Annotated in this window: 16 protein-coding genes; 11 read left to right on the forward strand and 5 right to left on the reverse strand. The window is 40.4% G+C overall.

The window, feature by feature from the left end; translation table 11 throughout:
* Positions 1–133 precede the first annotated feature (133 nt).
* Positions 134–1,117 (forward strand): peptidoglycan DD-metalloendopeptidase family protein, encoded by a 984-nt coding sequence (locus AC5WOC_RS11545; protein ID WP_496055567.1) that lies wholly within the window; start codon positions 134–136, stop codon positions 1,115–1,117.
* 58 nt (positions 1,118–1,175) lie between these two features.
* On the opposite strand, the gene AC5WOC_RS11550 is transcribed toward AC5WOC_RS11545, so the two are convergent.
* Positions 1,176–1,325 carry a hypothetical protein gene (locus AC5WOC_RS11550; RefSeq protein ID WP_496055568.1) on the reverse strand — a complete coding sequence of 50 codons (150 nt, stop codon included), beginning with the start codon at positions 1,323–1,325 and terminating at the stop codon, positions 1,176–1,178.
* 199 nt (positions 1,326–1,524) lie between these two features.
* Between AC5WOC_RS11550 and AC5WOC_RS11555 the strand changes: the two genes are divergently transcribed.
* The 6 genes from AC5WOC_RS11555 to AC5WOC_RS11580 all read left to right on the forward strand — a co-directional run bounded on the left by AC5WOC_RS11555 (position 1,525) and on the right by AC5WOC_RS11580 (position 7,308).
* Positions 1,525–1,902 (forward strand): hypothetical protein, encoded by a 378-nt coding sequence (locus AC5WOC_RS11555; RefSeq protein WP_496055569.1) that lies wholly within the window; start codon positions 1,525–1,527, stop codon positions 1,900–1,902.
* A 212-nt stretch (positions 1,903–2,114) separates the two neighbouring features.
* Positions 2,115–2,318 carry a 50S ribosomal protein L31 gene (rpmE, locus tag AC5WOC_RS11560; RefSeq protein ID WP_496055570.1) on the forward strand — a complete coding sequence of 68 codons (204 nt, stop codon included), beginning with the start codon at positions 2,115–2,117 and terminating at the stop codon, positions 2,316–2,318.
* A gap of 70 nt (positions 2,319–2,388) precedes the next feature.
* Positions 2,389–4,095, forward strand: coding sequence for an aminodeoxychorismate synthase component I (gene pabB, locus AC5WOC_RS11565; protein ID WP_496055571.1), 1,707 nt, complete (start codon positions 2,389–2,391; stop codon positions 4,093–4,095).
* Positions 4,096–4,333: 238 nt separating this feature from the next.
* Complete coding sequence (locus tag AC5WOC_RS11570) at positions 4,334–4,987, forward strand: class I SAM-dependent methyltransferase (protein ID WP_496055572.1); 654 nt, start codon at positions 4,334–4,336, stop codon at positions 4,985–4,987.
* A gap of 501 nt (positions 4,988–5,488) precedes the next feature.
* On the forward strand, positions 5,489–5,707 hold the full coding sequence (locus tag AC5WOC_RS11575) for a hypothetical protein (protein ID WP_496055573.1): 219 nt from the start codon (positions 5,489–5,491) through the stop codon (positions 5,705–5,707).
* A gap of 182 nt (positions 5,708–5,889) precedes the next feature.
* Complete coding sequence (locus AC5WOC_RS11580; protein ID WP_496055574.1) at positions 5,890–7,308, forward strand: alpha/beta hydrolase family protein; 1,419 nt, start codon at positions 5,890–5,892, stop codon at positions 7,306–7,308.
* Positions 7,309–7,467: 159 nt separating this feature from the next.
* Here the strand turns inward: AC5WOC_RS11580 and AC5WOC_RS11585 are convergent, their stop codons facing one another.
* The 3 genes from AC5WOC_RS11585 to AC5WOC_RS11595 all read right to left on the reverse strand — a co-directional run bounded on the left by AC5WOC_RS11585 (position 7,468) and on the right by AC5WOC_RS11595 (position 10,221).
* Positions 7,468–8,073 (reverse strand): TetR/AcrR family transcriptional regulator, encoded by a 606-nt coding sequence (locus tag AC5WOC_RS11585; RefSeq protein WP_496055575.1) that lies wholly within the window; start codon positions 8,071–8,073, stop codon positions 7,468–7,470.
* Positions 8,074–8,092: 19 nt separating this feature from the next.
* Positions 8,093–9,139, reverse strand: coding sequence for an alpha/beta fold hydrolase (locus AC5WOC_RS11590; RefSeq protein ID WP_496055576.1), 1,047 nt, complete (start codon positions 9,137–9,139; stop codon positions 8,093–8,095).
* 293 nt (positions 9,140–9,432) lie between these two features.
* Positions 9,433–10,221 carry a class I SAM-dependent methyltransferase gene (locus tag AC5WOC_RS11595; RefSeq protein WP_496055577.1) on the reverse strand — a complete coding sequence of 263 codons (789 nt, stop codon included), beginning with the start codon at positions 10,219–10,221 and terminating at the stop codon, positions 9,433–9,435.
* A 106-nt stretch (positions 10,222–10,327) separates the two neighbouring features.
* Here AC5WOC_RS11595 and AC5WOC_RS11600 point away from each other — a divergent pair, with 106 nt between their 5' ends.
* Positions 10,328–11,248 carry a LysR family transcriptional regulator gene (locus AC5WOC_RS11600; RefSeq protein ID WP_496055578.1) on the forward strand — a complete coding sequence of 307 codons (921 nt, stop codon included), beginning with the start codon at positions 10,328–10,330 and terminating at the stop codon, positions 11,246–11,248.
* Positions 11,249–11,455: 207 nt separating this feature from the next.
* Here AC5WOC_RS11600 and AC5WOC_RS11605 read toward each other — a convergent pair whose 3' ends face one another.
* The gene (locus AC5WOC_RS11605; RefSeq protein ID WP_496055579.1) at positions 11,456–11,797 is read right to left on the reverse strand and encodes a hypothetical protein; all 342 of its coding nucleotides are present in this window, start codon (positions 11,795–11,797) and stop codon (positions 11,456–11,458) included.
* Positions 11,798–11,958: 161 nt separating this feature from the next.
* Here AC5WOC_RS11605 and AC5WOC_RS11610 point away from each other — a divergent pair, with 161 nt between their 5' ends.
* The 3 genes from AC5WOC_RS11610 to AC5WOC_RS11620 all read left to right on the forward strand — a co-directional run bounded on the left by AC5WOC_RS11610 (position 11,959) and on the right by AC5WOC_RS11620 (position 16,393).
* Positions 11,959–13,200 (forward strand): LOG family protein, encoded by a 1,242-nt coding sequence (locus AC5WOC_RS11610; protein WP_496055580.1) that lies wholly within the window; start codon positions 11,959–11,961, stop codon positions 13,198–13,200.
* Between the two features lie 548 nt (positions 13,201–13,748).
* On the forward strand, positions 13,749–15,245 hold the full coding sequence (locus AC5WOC_RS11615) for a malate:quinone oxidoreductase (RefSeq protein ID WP_496055581.1): 1,497 nt from the start codon (positions 13,749–13,751) through the stop codon (positions 15,243–15,245).
* A 263-nt stretch (positions 15,246–15,508) separates the two neighbouring features.
* Complete coding sequence (locus AC5WOC_RS11620) at positions 15,509–16,393, forward strand: hypothetical protein (protein WP_496055582.1); 885 nt, start codon at positions 15,509–15,511, stop codon at positions 16,391–16,393.
* Positions 16,394–16,469: the final 76 nt, after the last annotated feature.

Raw genomic sequence — 16,469 nt, forward strand, 5'->3', positions numbered from 1 at the left:
AGGCTAAAGCCGGCTTTTTCAGCCCATGTTCTAGTCGAATATAGATAGTTCTACCAAAAATTTTCATATGTTGTGGGTTAGGTGCATAAAGTGGAGTCATGGGTACCCAATATCATGGATATGAGGTGTTGTGATGTCTGGTAAGAAGACGCTCCTAGCCTCGAGTATCGGTGTATGTACAGCTTCGGCTGCTACAGCTGTGGCTTGGGCTGGAAACACGAATTCCCATCCGATTGTGGCGCAGTTATTAGCAGAAAACAAATCAGGTGGGAAATTGGCTACTATTGATGCTAAGGAAACTCTTTATCAATCAGGAAAGCAACTGACCATCTCCATTGGAAATAAGCTCACTTATGAGGTGAGCAAAGGGGATACGTTGTATGCAATTGGATTGCGTTTTGGCATTCATTATCAAGAAATAGCAAACCTAAACAACATAAGCAATCCAAATAAGCTTGTCGTTGGTTCCAAACTAAAAATTCCACTAGCCATCAAGGAGTACACCTCCAAAGGAAATGAGATGGTGTATCAACTTTGCAAACAACAGAAAATGTCATTACAATTGTTTTTTAAACTAAATCCGAAAGTTAACTTGTTAGAGCCGTTGAAAGCTGGACAAAAAGTACTTATTGTCAAAAAAGAGAAGATTCCAGTTCCAGTTGCCAAACCAGATAATAAGCCTCGAACAAAAACCAAACATAAAGTCGTAGTAGTCAGTAAATATGACAAAGTTTCTGTAGGTAATTTTCAATTTCAATGGCCTGTGTCTGGAATGATTACTAGTAATTTTGGTTGGCGTCATGGCCGGATGCACAAAGGTTTGGATATATGGAGCTCCAAGAAATCCAAACAAGTGATCGATGTTTCACTAGGAGGAAAAGTAATCCAAGCCGGATATCACAATGGATATGGAAATATGGTGATGGTAGATCATGGCGGAGGCTGGGTCACATTATATGCCCATTTAAGTCGTATTTTAGTAAGCACTGGACAATATTTAGAAACAGGACAGCAATTAGGATATATGGGTGAAACAGGAAATGCGACAGGATATCATCTACACTTTGAGGTACATAAAAATGGAGAAGTTATAAATCCTCTTCGAGTTCTAAAGTAGCTTTTTGAAAGAGACATTTGCAGTTTGTTTTGCAATGTCTCTTTTGTTATGGAGCATTTTAAGTCAAGTGGTCGATCAAACTGACCAAAAAACAAACCACAATGAAAACATATACAGCGAATTCAACATAGTTGGCATAGGTTAATGATGCCCAAAATCCTTTCTTTTTTGTCGATTTCTCCGTTTTCGGTGTTTTCCATTCAGACATATGTATCGATGACTCCTCACCATTACAAATTAATATGAATATGTAGTTTATTTCAAGACTCTATTGTAAACGACAAGCACTCTACTCATTCCGTGAAGTTCTAAACATATTCCAAACTTATTTTTATTAAAACTATACATTTATAAAATAAACAATTAGTATAAAGATACAACCAACCGGATGCTTTGGAGGACAAGAAATGAAGGTTTATGCAACGGTCGACGGTGAGAAGTACGCCGCCTCTTTTTACAAGGGCATGGAGGACTTCGAGGTGATCCCCGTTGGAACGTTGGAGGATATCACTCCTGACCAGGAGCGTCAGATCGCCGAGCGTGTCTGGCAGGTCATGAACGGTGCAAACGACAGTGGTGTCGAGATCCGAGAGCCGCGTTCGACGTTCTCGTCGAGCTCCGCCACTGTGACCGCCAACGGAACCACCAAGAAGTACACCGCCAGCCCCAGTGGCGACACGCGTGTCTACCAGTCTGGCAGGAGGACCATCGTCAATGGTCGCGTTCTCCCGCCGGGTGCCTCCATCATCCGTTCCGACGGAGACATGGAGATCAACGAGTTCTAGTAAGTGTCCGGTTCCGCCATCCGCTCGATCAGAGCGGATGGCGGAGGGATGCCTATCTTCTATTGGAGGTATGGTATCCTCCCATGAAAATAATGAGTAGTTTAAATAGATCTTCCAAATACTCCATTTCGCACTGTTCTTGCAGCTAGTGGTGTAACATGCTATAATACTCCAGTGGTTTTATACAGACCGTACGAAAGAGGTGACTAGAAATGAAAACAGCAATACACCCAAATTATAAAACAGCTACTGTAACTTGTATGTCCTGTGGGACTACCTTTGAAACAGGTTCAACAGTAGAAGAATTAAAAGTTGATGTATGCTCCAAATGTCATCCATTCTATACTGGTAAGCAAAGAATGGTAAACGCAGGTGGTCGTGTAGACCGTTTCAAAAAGAAATACAAAATCGACTAATATTAGGGGCAAGCAAAACTGCTTGTCTTTTTTTTGTGGAAATTTTTAGAAGGCAAGGAGCATTGCAAACGTGATTGCCATCGATTTTAAAGATATGCACCTAAGAAAAAAACAACCCGAACGAATAATAATAGCAGAAACAGTAGAGCAGGTGCTTCCTGCTATACAAGAAATAGAGGCGCTATGGAAGCAGGGATACTATGCAGCAGGGTTTATTTCTTACGAGGCCAGCCCAGCATTTGATTCGACATTAACTGTGCATACAAAACCTAATTTACCACTGGTTTGGTTTGCTGTCTTCCGAGAATTGGATCCCATAAAAGATGATGATTGGATAACGGATGGGAATTATGAGGTTTCTTCTTGGTTGCCTGATAAATCCAAAACGGAATATCAGCAGTCTATCCAAGCAATTCATGATGCGATTGCAAGAGGAGATACTTATCAGACCAATTATGCTATTCGGCTTCATACTGCTTTTCGAGGAGATCCGTGGGCGTATTATCAGCATTTGACCTCGCTTCAGGATGGATACAATGCTTTTATGGATACAGGAAATTTTCAAATATTGTCTGTTTCTCCTGAGCTTTTTTTTCATTGGGAACAGGGGAAGATCACCACTCGTCCAATGAAAGGTACGACAAAAAGAGGAAGATCCTCAGAAGAAGATCGATTATGCGCTGCGCAATTAAAACATTCAACCAAAGATCGTGCTGAAAATTTGATGATTGTCGATCTGCTTCGGAATGATTTAGGCAAGATTGCTGTGCCTGGCACGGTTCATGTCCCTCATTTATTCACGGTTGAACGCTACCCCACTCTTTGGACGATGACATCTACGATTGAAGCGAAGACACATTCAACAACAACATTATCAGATGTATTCACTGCTTTGTTCCCATGTGGTTCGATCACCGGAGCACCGAAACGAAAAACGATGGAATTGATCCATTCGTTGGAACAATCTCCCCGAGAAGCATATTGTGGAACAGTTGGTTATTTAAAACCAAATGGAGAGGCAGTTTTTAATGTAGCCATTCGTACTGTAATTTTGGATAAAGAAAAGCAAAGAGCTACTTATGGTGTTGGTGGAGGAATTACCTGGGATTCTACAAGTCATGGGGAATACGAAGAAGTGATTACAAAAGCAAAAGTATTAGAATCACAGCCGTATAATCACCAATTACTGGAGAGTATTCGTTTGGAGAATGGAACATATACATTGTTGGATCGCCATTTAGAAAGATTAAAACTAAGTGCGAATTATTTTGGTTACTGTTGTCCTCTTGATGAGATTGATCAACGCTTGAAACAATTAGCAGTAAAATATGTATGTGGAGTATATAAAGTGAGACTGCTTGTATCAGCAGCCGGTGGAATCAGTTTAGAAGCAGAACCATTAAAAGAGATATCTGAGCCGCAAATGATAACACTAGCAGAAATTCCTATCGCTAGTGATGATATCTATTTATTTCATAAAACAACACAGCGATCGACATACGAAAAGCTTAAGATAGATGGATATTTTGATACATTGCTATGGAATGAACGAGGAGAAATAACCGAGTTTACGATTGGTAATGTTGTTCTGAAGCTGGATGGAGAACTTGTAACTCCTCCACAAAAAACTGGTTTATTAGCAGGGACCATGCGAGCAGAATTGTTAGCATCAAAAGAAATAACGGAGAGAGTCATTTATAAACAAGATGTTTTTCGCGCCGATGCTATTTGGCTGGTGAATAGTGTTCGCGGATGGATAAAAGTAGAGATTCAATAAAAATAATTGGGCTGGGCATTCAAACGAGTGACCTAGTCTTTTCGTTTTTCAAAGGAATAGTAACTGTGTAGTCAGGGGACATAATCGGAATACATTTGTAAATTATTTTCTTTAAAAGGATGACATTATCATATGTGATCATACTAGTAGAAGATTTTAAATGATGGTATGCCAATGAAAATCAAGTCGTTTTGTATTGGTTCTAAAACGAAATGAATCAAAGGGGAGAGCAGCATTTATGCATGACAAGGAAAATTTTGAGCCAGATAGTACCGCAGTAAGAGTAGCATTGTGGCGGGCGCTGCATGTACAGGTTGATTCTCCGCCGTTCATATTTGAAGATGAGATAGGTCTGCAACTTGCAGATCCGGAAAAGGCATGGCGAGGGCGTCCTGATATGGAGCCTGAAGGTACCATGATTTTTCGTGCATCTATCGTGGCCCGTGCCCGATTTATTGAGGATCTGGTCGCTGAACAGCTTGATAAAGGAATAAACCAGTATGTTATTCTCGGTGCTGGCCTTGACACATTTGCTCAGCGTCGGATAGATATCGCCTCTCAGATGAAGGTATTTGAAGTCGATCATCCTGATACACAAGCATGGAAGAAGCAACGACTAATCGAACTCGGACTCGGCATCCCCAAGTGGTTACGACTTGTGCCGGTTGACTTCGAAGCAGGATGGTCTTGGTTCGATCAGTTGAATGATGCTGGTTTTGATGCAGGCAAACCAGCTGTGGTGGCATCTGCAGGTGTGACACAGTACCTAACCAAAGATGCAATCTTTGCTACACTGCGTCAGGTGGCGATACTTGCACCAGGCTCTACACTGGCAATGACGTTCATCATGCCGATTGAGCACCACGGGGCAAGAAGAGCGTTCCAAGGTTGAGAATGCAGAGAAGGGTGCACGAGCAAGCGGTACACCTTTCATCAGTTTCTTTACACCATCAGAGATGCTAGATCTGGCTCACAAGGCTGGTTTTCAGGAAGTCCAGCATGTATCTCCGGCTGATCTTAACAAGCGATATTTTACTGGTCGAAACGATGGTCTTTCGCTTTCGAGCGGAGAGGAGTTTCTGATAGCGACTACTTAGAGTAGTGATTATAGTACAAAATCTTCAATGTCGATAAGAAAACACATAAGCGTGATTTGACTCCGTGCTCTTTCGAAGACGGGGTTTTTTATCAGTAATAGGAATTAAATTTTGAAAATCGTTTTTTACTTAAATTAACGATGTATACACGAATATCCTTCGAAGCGGTTGGAATAATGATCTACCGGTTTCAATGATGACATAAAACTCGGAAAATTACATAACCTTAATGGTATTCTTTATCAAGTTAAAGTAGAATAGTTCAAACAGATAGAATCTAGGCGTAAGGATTTATTGTGAATAAAGGAGCATGGTGCAGCGGAAGACACCCAGTCCGAATTAATGGAGATCGATTTGAAATCGGAGAAGAGAAGATTATCCCTGGTATTGGTAATACCGTAATCAGATTGGATGAAAAAAGATTTCAAATCAGGCAAGGAAAAAGAAAAAAGACAATTACTCCTGACAAATCGGGGGATCTTGGTGGAACAACATACCGTGTGATCCTTAGTTAGACAAATATAAAACCCAAATAGAACCGATCCTGTTTTTATATCAGGGTCGGTTCATACATGTAAAGTGTCTTAAATTACGATAAGACCAAGGTCTTGTATAACTTCATGCTTAAGATTGTTCTTCCAAAAGTTGTTTTCTCTTAGAATGAAATCATTCTAAATAAGAGAGAGGAAACAACATCATGTTAAACCGCATATCCACTAAAACCATATCAAAAAGTATCGCTATTGTTTTATCTATTTTATGTTTGGTCTTATCAACAAATATCCTTTATGTGAATGCCGCATCATCTAAAAACTATCAAGAAAGAGAAGTAACTTTTCAAAGCAATGGGACGACGATGCATGGTACGATTTTGATGCCATTGGGGGCTGGAAAGCACCCAGGAATTGTGCTGGTTCATGGCTCCGGTCAAAAAGAGCGGGAGAAACTTAGACAAGATGCAGAAGTGTTTGTAAAAGCTGGGTTTGCCGCTTTGATTTATGATAAACGAGATAAATCAAAAAATCGGACGTTAGAAGTATTGTCACAAGATGCGTTAGCTGCGATACACACGCTACAAGCTCAAAAAGATGTTGATTCAAAAAAAGTAGGAATTTGGGGATTTAGTGAAGGTGCATGGGTTGCTCCGATGGCAGCTGCGAAATCACAAGACATTTCATTTGTTGTATTATTAGGAACACCAGTTATAACACCGATTCAACAACAAGATTTCAATATCCAAAATCGTCTGGTACAAAATGGAATAACTGCTCCTAATGTGATTGATTCGCTGACCACGAGAGGTGCTAGATTTGTATATCAATCAGGGATGTTTCCGGAAGGTGATCATGGAGCAGAGAAGTATCTAGCTGAAGTAAAACAACCTATATTAGCAGTGTGGGGAGCAAAAGATCGTTTGACACCAGCAACAGAAGGTTCGCAAAAATTATTGGAACTTTGGAAACAGAACGGTAATAAACATAGTTCCATTTTGTTTATAGCTGATGCAGACCATGCAGCACATCAAACAGATAAAACAGGATTTAAAAGAGATGATGCCTTTGCAGCAGGTTATGAAAAAGGAGTAACAGATTGGCTTCAGCAAGTGGCAGAGGGAAAGACACTGACATCCAAAGTGATGGGACAACTGCCAAAACAAGATGTTGAAGTATATCATAACTTGATTCATGATGTAAAAGTCTATGATTCTTTGTTCATGCAAGCGGGGATCTTAGCAATTTTACTCATTGGCTACATCACTGTAATTATCAGCTCATGTTCTAATCGAAAAACAAAGAAAAACTCTCCGATAAAAGGTTACGCAGGCTGGACAACAGCTGCAGGACTGATTGCCACCATCGGATTTGCTACCTATTTTATTATGATTTGGTCTAAAGGAGCGAAAATATTAGGACCAATTTTGTTAGATCGTCCGCTGATTTGGCTGATTGTGCAAGTATTTACAGTCTTAACTGTACTGTTAACACTTATTCTCAGTGTAAAAGGTGCAATGAAAAAAGTATATCAAACGGATTTGTTTCGATATATAGTATTGGTTATCACAGGAGTCGTATTCCTTGTGTGGTCATATTACTGGGAATTGTTGTTTCCGCTTTAAATGTCTGAATTACCTTTAAAATTGCGTAGTAGACCTTTTTGATTACACTATAGTAATCAGCCTGCATAGATTACATCTATGCAGGTCTACGAAAAAAACATTTAATATAATCCAAAATGACTAGCCCATCTACTGACTAGTCATTTTTTATATCCAATTCTAATCGTGATACAATGGGTGTTTGATTAGTTGCAAAAGAAAATCAACACTTGGCATACCATAAATTTCATCCCCATTTTCTTGTACGAGCAGACTATTGATAACGAGAAAGTACCAAACGAGCAATTGTCTAGCATCCCCTTCTCGAAATTGTCCTGTTTTTTGTCCCTTTTCGATAATCGGTACCACTTTTTCATAAAAAGCTTCTTTCGTATTTTTCTGCAAAAGCTCTACTACTTTTTCAGGGAGGTTATCTGCTTTTCTCACTTGATGGATAAACATAAATGCATAACGGCTTTCTTCATCAAGCATATTTTGTGTTAGAGCTCGCATCTGTTCAAGTGGAGTTCCTGGAAACAATTGCGTCTCATCGAGTTCTTGGCTGGCATCGGCTAACAAATCTTCCACTAATATTTGAAATAATTCTTCCTTGGATTTGAAGTAGCGATAGGCTAATCCCGCACTAACACCGGCTTTTTCTGCAATCATGCTCATTTTCGTTCCAGTTGTGCCTTTTTTGGCGAATACTTTGAGTGCTGCTTGTTTAATTTGTTCTTTGCGTTCATCCTTTATTTGTTCTAATTGTTGTTTGTTCAGTGGAGACAACTTCTATTCATCCCTTCCATTATCGGGCAACAGGGTATCCCTTTCCCTTGTTTATATGTGGTAAGACACGTGTCACCAACTCTTCTAAAAAATGATCCGGTCTTGCAAAGCAGGCGAGATGCCCTGCTTGGCGAAGCAATGTGAATTCCTTATGAGGAGCTTTTATTTTATCAAAATATGCTTTTGCTGTTACGGTTGGAGTAATTATGTCATTATCTCCTTGAAAGATAAATAGAGGAATTTCAAGTGATGTAACTTCTTTGTTTTCATAAAAATTCACTAGTTCCTTATTTAGTTGTGCAGAAGAGTACTTCATCCCTTTAAAATAATCTTTTATGTCACTGAAAGTATGCTCTGGAGACGAAAGCATGGATGGTAAAATCAAATCCATGATCATATTCGGTACATTTTTCATTGTTTTGATCAATAATTGATTGCGTTTATCAAACTCTTTTTCTGTCCAATTTAACGGATTCGTTCCCATTTTTCTAACAAAATCGAGTCCTTTTTTATCTTCAGTTTTGGTCAAAGAATCAAGTATCATTTGATAACCAAGGTGATCTGGGTCAGGTGAGTTTTGATCTGTCCCTACATAAGCATAAAAGAGATCTGGCCGCTGATATGCCATTTGTGTACCTGTTAAACTGCCTACGGAGCTGCCAACGAGAATTACTTTCTTGTGTCCTAATTGCTCTAGTAAATATTCTACTGTCTCGATTCCATCTTTTATCAGACGATCAAAGGTGATTTTCCCTGTTCGATCTTCCCCGTTTCGGCTGAATGTTTTTCCAGCACCTGGTTGATCCCATTGTACGACGGTAAACTGTTTTTCCCAAAAACGTATCAAGGAGTGAAAGATAGTATAACTAGAGGCTGGTCCGCCATGAACAATGAAGAGTATCGGATTATTTCGATCTTCCCCTCGTATAGAAATCCATTGGTCGATGCCGCCGATTTGGATAAATCTGCTTTCTGTGATGCTGTTTGGAGTATCGATTTGCAGTAATTTTGCATTTTGGCGTTGATTTCTTTTGCGGAAAATCATGGAAGATAATAAGTTATTCATAAGAGAATACCTCTTTCATTTTGTATTTTTTTGATGAATGAATTATTCATTCATTGATTATGGATAGAATATACCGTTTTAGAGATAATGTCAACATTTACTTTTCTGTTATAAAAAAATTTTGGATTGCGCATAGAAATCAAATGGAGTATAAGTTCTAAGGATATGTAAAGTGATAGTTAGAGATAGAAGAGAAAAGGGGAAGGGTGGTATTCGAAAATTCTTTTGTACAAAAATGAAGGAAATCAGAAGAAATGTAGTATTACCTCCGATTCCCAATTTCAAGATTATTCCTATATGGCTTCAATTGATTCCATTTTTTTAATGCCTCTAATCAAAATAGATTTTAAACAAAAAGAATCGATCGAACCATCTTCTTTATAACGAATGGAAAAGGTATCTTTTTCTGCTTGAGAAGCATTTTGGAAGAAGGATTGAAGCTGTTTTTTTTGTTCTTTCGATGTTTGTGCTCGATCGACCCAGTTATCATAGAAGAGAGGAATTTCCCAGTGCTTGACTTCTTGATAACTCAAGTTATTGTCGATAAAGAATGATTTCCATTCGGATAAGGTATATTCACGAATATGTGATGGATCGCGAATTTGATCGATTCGGTTGATAAACTCGTCAAGTTTTGTATCTTCAGGAGCATAATGATCGTCAAGCAGGAATACGCCGCCTGGTTTTAATACTCTGGCTATCTCGCTCATCGCTTGATGTATATCTGGGAAATGATGTGCTGCTAAGCGACAGGTTACTACACAAAAAGTGTTATCTGCAAAAGGAAGCCTAGTAACGTCTCCTACTTGAAAGTGTACATTGGTTATGCCTTGATCCGCTGCGAATTGATTGGCAACGGATACCATTTCCTTTGTCACGTCTACTCCTATACACTCATCAGCTAAGTCAGCAAAGACAATGGCAGTATGCCCTGCTCCGGCACCAATGTCTAGCAGTGTCTTAATATGATCTAATCCTACAGCTTGTTTCATATCTCGTAAGTCTGTACCTTTTGCAAAGATCTCATTATCCCGGTATTTTTCTGGATTTTTGGCGAATTGCTCAGCGGAAGATGTGTTCAAAAATAACTCCTCCTTGTACTTTTTTTCAGTTTATCGTAAGAATATTTATAAGTCTAAGATATGGTTGTGATAAGATCGATAGATAGAACCTATGAAGGAGAGTTAAATGGAAATTCGTTTGTTGCGTTATGCATTGGAAATTTACTATCAAAGGAGTTTCACCAAAGCAGCTTCCCGATTACATATTGCTCAACCATCCCTTAGTCAGCAAATAAAAAAATTAGAATCAGAACTTGGTGTGACTTTATTTCACCGTGCCAAAAATGAAGTAGCCGCTACCCCTGAAGGTCATCGTTTTATGGAGAGCGCGCTGCATATTATTCAAGCACATGATGACTTGGTACGGGAAATGAAAGATCACGAAGGTGATTTATGTTCGACTTTAACGATTGGAACTCCAGCAGTAACAGGAGGATATGTGCTGCCTCCTATGATTCAGAGTTTTTTAGAACAATATCCGTCTGTTCATGTGAGATTGATCGAAGATTCACCAGCGAAACTAGAAAAATTATTAATTCAAGGTGAAATTGATTTTGCACTTTTAGCATTGCCAGTCGAAAAGGAGAATATAGCAACCCGTTCAATCATTACCGAACCATTGCTGTTAGCTGTTCCAAAAAAACAGCCAAATAGCATGTTACTAACTCTGCCAGATTCAGTTGATTCAATAAAATCGGCTTATTCCCACATGGTTATTTCTATCAAAGCACTGCAACATGTTCCGTTTATTTTATTAAAAGAAGAATATGGCTTTCGGAGAACCGTTTTGGATCTCTGTGCTGAAGCAGGTTTTCAGCCAGATGTTGCTTTTTTGACCAGCAATATCGAGACCGCGCAATCTTTTGTTGCTTCTGGGCTAGGAGTGACGATTGTTCCACAGATGGTGACACGGGAACGAGCAGATCTATTGTATTTTTCACTAGAAGAGCAGCCCACTCGAACATTGGTATTTGCTTATCAGAAAGACCGCTATCAAACGAAAGCAGTTCAAGCTTTTATGGATGTCTATGGGAATGAGGATGTGTAAAATAAAAGTGATATAAGAAGGATTCGTAATAAAAAAGAAGAGGTATTGTTTAGATTTTTCAACATTTGGGATACAGTAGATTTTTGTTATTCCTATTTCAAAAATACCTAAAAATAAATATATCCCCCAATAGCTTGAAAACTAATGGGGGGCGGTTGCAAAATCGCAACCAGTTTGCTTTTTTACTAGCTATTTACCTCATAAGTTCTAAGCTTCCTTTGCCCAGCCCTTCCCTGGTTCAAGCTTCCATACGCCGATAATCTTCTTATTCTTATCAAAGAAGACATAGCGATAAAGCTTGCCTGCTTTGATAGTGAGGACAATAATGAACTCAGTTTCCTGAGGCAGCTCTCGAATCAGCTCACCAGGTCTCTCTTGAAGCTGTGCCTCTTCACACTGGCCTTCAAATTTCTTTCTCTTGTAACGAAAAGAGTAAAGAACTTCGTCAAGGAATTGCTTCCATCGCTCCCTGTTGTAACGGATTTCTCCCTGATTATGTTCGAGAGTGAACATTTTTGTTGTTTCATCAAACTGTCCAGGGAATTCCATGGTGTCTCCAACTGTTAGGTGATGGTTTGTACGATTCTTATATTATCAGTAATCCTCTTATTCCAACAAGCATATTGTTTGTTTCACAATGCATAAAAAATGTATAAAAAGAAGGAAAATAAAGGAGGATGTAATGACAGGCATAAGAAGGGTTGTTTGGTATGAATGAAATAGAATTGTATGGAACCATTTTTTATGAACCAACTACCAATCAATGGACTGGATCTGGTACTGGATGGTGGATTGATAGAACAGAAAAAAATAAAGCGAAAATCGTTTTTGAAGAGCCAATCACCTTTGATCAGCGTTTACCATCTAAAACGGAGCATTATAACCTATCAATTAGCAATATTAACGAAAATGGCGATGTAGAAACATATCAGGTTAACGAAAAAGGTTTTATTTTAAAATGGAGCAATTACACAGAAGATACTTGTATCGCATCTTTTCATGTTGTCGGCACACAAGTATGTTTTGTACCAAATGACCGAAATCTCCGCACGGAGCAAAGTGTAGCAGATATTTACGCAGCTGAGCTGCTATTTAATTATGAGGCGAAGTATGGTGTCATCACGGCAATGGGTTCTGGTACGATTTCATGCAGTGACATTGCTAACAAAAAAATAGACGTTTTGGGAACGCATACAGACAAAGTGAAAACAGCCATGGAAGAAGAAAATGATACTTTCTCGAAAAAACTGTTGCAAGATCGTCTTTATAAAACAGATTTACGTGCAGAAAGACATAAAAAAATTATTGATAATAGCGCAAAATATTGGGATTCCGCTTTAAAATTTGGTCAGTTGTGGGGGCATTATTCTGCAAATGAACAGGAAGAAGCACTAGGTGGATGCTATATTCCGCTGTGTACTGGCGGAGGACCCGGCATTATGCAGGCAGCCGCCCAAGGAGCCAGAGAGCAAAATGCTCATGTTATTGGGATTGACTGTCAGTTTGGCATAGATGATTTTTTTAATCTTAAAGATACCTATTCGGTTTACACCAATCAGCGGTTACGCTTAAACAATTTCTCGATTCGCGAGAGCGTGCTCATTAATTATTCGCATGTTATTTTGTTTTGGCCTGGTGGCTTTGGAACTGCTTGGGAAGTATTTGAGACACTATCCAAAATCCAAACCAATCATCTACGCAAACATCGTGTGAAGGCAATTTTTGTACACCAAGAGTATTGGGAACCCCTTTTTCGGATGATTGATCAAATGCGCGAACATGGAGCGATTAACAGCTATGGAGATCGGATTAAAATTCCGGGTGTGGACGATCAGTTGCCGGATGAGGCTTATATTGCGGAAGTAGTAGAGGGACCTGTGGAAGCGTTTGAGAAGACACGAGCATTTGTGGAAGCTTTATATCACAAAAATCAATTGACGTTGAGAGAATGAAAATTAGTTAACAATAAACAGTTAGATGACCGATTTCATACATAAAAGCAATAGCTTTAATGGATACCCATTTTAGCTATTGCTTTTTATCATTTTATCTTTTTCGATTTTGTTCCTTCTCCCAGTCCTAGCAGCAGCTCATTTCTGCTGCAACTTCTTTTTTCAAATTCAGTAAAAGCTGCAAAAAAATGAAACATGTGTTATCCTGTTTCATTGGGGCCCTTGGATTATGCTTCGTTTAAATCATATACCGTTTATAGAATGGCAAATATGTTATTGGAAATTGAACTTATTTAAAGATGTTTGTAAAATAGATGATGTAGAAGTAAAGTAAACCCGTCCAAATTTGAGAAGGTCATGGGAACATTTCATGGAGTTAGATGCCACAAACTAGTAGTAATGGCATGTTTCAAGATATTTCATACTACAAGTAATTGTAATACACTATGATATGGCATAGTGGGGACAGGAAGGTGTGTGACTGCGCCTTAGCTTGATGTGACGCCTGCATCTTTTCTGTAAATTTCAGGAAAAAAAGGTTGATAAAAATGAGCAACAGAGAAACGAAAACAGATGTGATTTTAATTGGTGCTGGAATCATGAGTGCCACTCTCGGAACACTCTTGAAAGAATTAGTGCCAGAATGGGAAATTACAGTGTTTGAGAAACTCGCGAACGCGGGACAAGAAAGCTCTAATGAATGGAATAATGCGGGAACAGGACATGCGGCTCTATGCGAGCTTAACTACACCGTCGAAAAACCAGATGGATCAGTAGATATCAGTAAAGCGATAAAAATTAATGAACAGTTTCAGCTTTCCATGCAGTTTTGGTCTTATCTCGTTAAAAGAAATCTGCTAAATAATCCACATGAGTTTATTATGCCATTGCCTCATATGAGTTTTGTAGAAGGGGAGCAAAATGTAGCGTTTTTAAAGAAACGTTTTGAAGCGTTACTGAATAATCCTCTCTACCAAGATATGGAGTTTTCTGATGATCCAGAGAAACTGATGGAATGGATTCCGCTGATCATGCAGGGCCGTGTATCAAATGAACCGATAGCTGCCACCAAAATTGACTCAGGAACAGATGTCAACTTTGGTGCGTTAACACGCATGTTATTTGATCATTTGGGAAGTAAAAACGTTGATATTCACTACAAACATAGTGTGAATAATATTAAACGTACAAGCGACGGGCTGTGGGAATTAAAAGTGCGGGATCTCGATAGTGACGAGATAAAACGTCATACTGCCAAATTTGTCTTTATCGGCGGTGGGGGAGGAAGCCTGCATTTACTGCAAAAGTCCGGTATTCCAGAAGGAAAGCATATCGGCGGATTTCCGGTAAGTGGAATATTTATGGTCTGCAATAATCCAGATGTCATCTCCCAGCACCATGCAAAAGTATACGGAAAAGCTAAGATTGGTGCTCCGCCAATGTCTGTTCCACATTTGGATACCAGATATATTGAGAATAAAAAATCGTTACTCTTTGGGCCGTTTGCTGGATTTTCACCTAAGTTTTTAAAAACAGGTTCTATGTTTGATTTAGTGACTTCCATCAAACCAAATAATGTCTTGACGATGCTGGCGGCTGGCGCGAAAGAGATGTCATTGACCAAATACTTGATCCAGCAAGTGATGCTGTCAAAAGAACAGCGTATGGAAGAGCTGCGTGAGTTTATTCCGAACGCCAAAAGTGAAGATTGGGATATGGTAGTTGCTGGTCAACGTGTACAAGTTATCAAAGATACCGCTGACGGCAAAGGAACGCTTCAATTTGGCACAGAAGTAATTACTGCCGCTGATGGTTCCATTGCAGCGCTGCTAGGTGCCTCACCGGGTGCTTCTACAGCTGTTCATGTAATGCTTGAAGTCATCAAAAGATGTTTTCCAGATCAGATAAAAGAATGGGAACCGAAAATCAAAGAGATGATTCCATCTTATGGCATGTCTCTGCTGGAAAATCCATCGCTGCTGGACGAAGTCCATCATTTAACAGTACAAGTGCTAGGCTTAAGCGAAAAAGCTGCTGGTTTTTAGCTGTCTTATGTAGAACCAAAGGTTGAATGAAAAGGGAATATGTTTTATTTTTGGCGCATGCAGCCCCATGACTAAAATCAAGGGGCTGCATGCGTTTTTTGCCTCTTTATAAATACACCGTCTTTTTACGATTTTAACTATGTGAAAAAATTCACTCAAAAACGAGGCTTCTTTTACTCACTGCATACAGCAAAATACCTAGAAAAATGGTAGAATTACAGAAAGAGCCATCAAGGCTGAAGATTCAGTTGAATGGAGTTGTCATGCAGGTTCGTCGTCTTCCGGCTGGTTTCACGCTGACCACCAACACCCACAAGGGGAAGGTTCAGCTGCCGCAGTACCAGCGTCAGGCGATCAAGTCTGCCAAGCTTCCCTCCAAGAACGGAGAGGTGCATGGCGGCACGCTCATCCAGATCGACGACTCGGCGCACTACGTGCTGGAGCTCGTCGAGTCGGGATTCTGGCACAAGAAGCTGGAGAACACGGAGATCCCGGTCTTCCGTTTCCCGACGTGGATGCGAAAGTCCTCGGTGCTGGACAAGGCGCTGAGTGTCATCGAGAAGCTCATCTCGGTGCGAATCGACTCGCTGGAGCGGTTCAACGCCCCGCAGCAGACGTACGCCAAGCTGACCGACGAGCAGTTTGAGCAGCTGGTCGCCGAGCCGGACACCATCGATCTGACGGACGGCGTCCGCACCGGCAAGTACCTCGTGCTCATTCTCCACGAGAACGGGAACAACCGTCAGGTCATGTCCGCCGCCACCGGTGGATCGGTCAACAAGGAGATCGCCAAGTCGCGAAACGCGATGGCGGAGAACGTCCTCGACCGCCAGTTCACCGAGCTGGGTATCTCTGTCAACCCGGAGAAGATCACCTTCAAGTACCACCTGATCGACGGATCGATGAATCACCTCGTTCCGATCATGGAGTACGGAGCGGAGATCCTCAGCACGTTCGCCAGCCGCACCAACAAGTTCGTCACGGGCAGGATCATCCTCCCGGCGACGCTGGAGGCTGTCGAGGCGTTCGGAGAGACCATCGAGGAGAATGGCAAGACCTACAAGGTCTTCAAGCACGCCGGCAAGACCTACAAGGTCTGGAACGGCATCCGCATGATCGCCCGCGAGGAGTGGGGCTCCAACAACTGAACATCTGCCTGAGATCAGGTACTCACCTGTGATTAGGTAGAAAGTTGCCCTGTTCATATGACCATCCAGTCATCTT

The organism is Shimazuella sp. NTD247 (assembly GCF_059510415.1).

What these genes read in the sequence shown, in the direction of transcription:
- AC5WOC_RS11580 (WP_496055574.1), top strand. Translation starts at nt 5,890, where the DNA reads ATGTTAAACCGCATATCCACTAAAACCATATCAAAAAGTATCGCTATT.
- AC5WOC_RS11570 (WP_496055572.1), top strand. Translation starts at nt 4,334, where the DNA reads ATGCATGACAAGGAAAATTTTGAGCCAGATAGTACCGCAGTAAGAGTA.
- AC5WOC_RS11615 (WP_496055581.1), top strand. Translation starts at nt 13,749, where the DNA reads ATGAGCAACAGAGAAACGAAAACAGATGTGATTTTAATTGGTGCTGGA.
- AC5WOC_RS11610 (WP_496055580.1), top strand. Translation starts at nt 11,959, where the DNA reads ATGAATGAAATAGAATTGTATGGAACCATTTTTTATGAACCAACTACC.
- AC5WOC_RS11620 (WP_496055582.1), top strand. Translation starts at nt 15,509, where the DNA reads ATGCAGGTTCGTCGTCTTCCGGCTGGTTTCACGCTGACCACCAACACC.
- AC5WOC_RS11605 (WP_496055579.1), bottom strand. Translation starts at nt 11,797, where the DNA reads ATGGAATTCCCTGGACAGTTTGATGAAACAACAAAAATGTTCACTCTC.
- AC5WOC_RS11590 (WP_496055576.1), bottom strand. Translation starts at nt 9,139, where the DNA reads ATGAATAACTTATTATCTTCCATGATTTTCCGCAAAAGAAATCAACGC.
- AC5WOC_RS11545 (WP_496055567.1), top strand. Translation starts at nt 134, where the DNA reads ATGTCTGGTAAGAAGACGCTCCTAGCCTCGAGTATCGGTGTATGTACA.
- AC5WOC_RS11550 (WP_496055568.1), bottom strand. Translation starts at nt 1,325, where the DNA reads ATGTCTGAATGGAAAACACCGAAAACGGAGAAATCGACAAAAAAGAAA.
- AC5WOC_RS11555 (WP_496055569.1), top strand. Translation starts at nt 1,525, where the DNA reads ATGAAGGTTTATGCAACGGTCGACGGTGAGAAGTACGCCGCCTCTTTT.
- AC5WOC_RS11600 (WP_496055578.1), top strand. Translation starts at nt 10,328, where the DNA reads ATGGAAATTCGTTTGTTGCGTTATGCATTGGAAATTTACTATCAAAGG.
- rpmE (WP_496055570.1), top strand. Translation starts at nt 2,115, where the DNA reads ATGAAAACAGCAATACACCCAAATTATAAAACAGCTACTGTAACTTGT.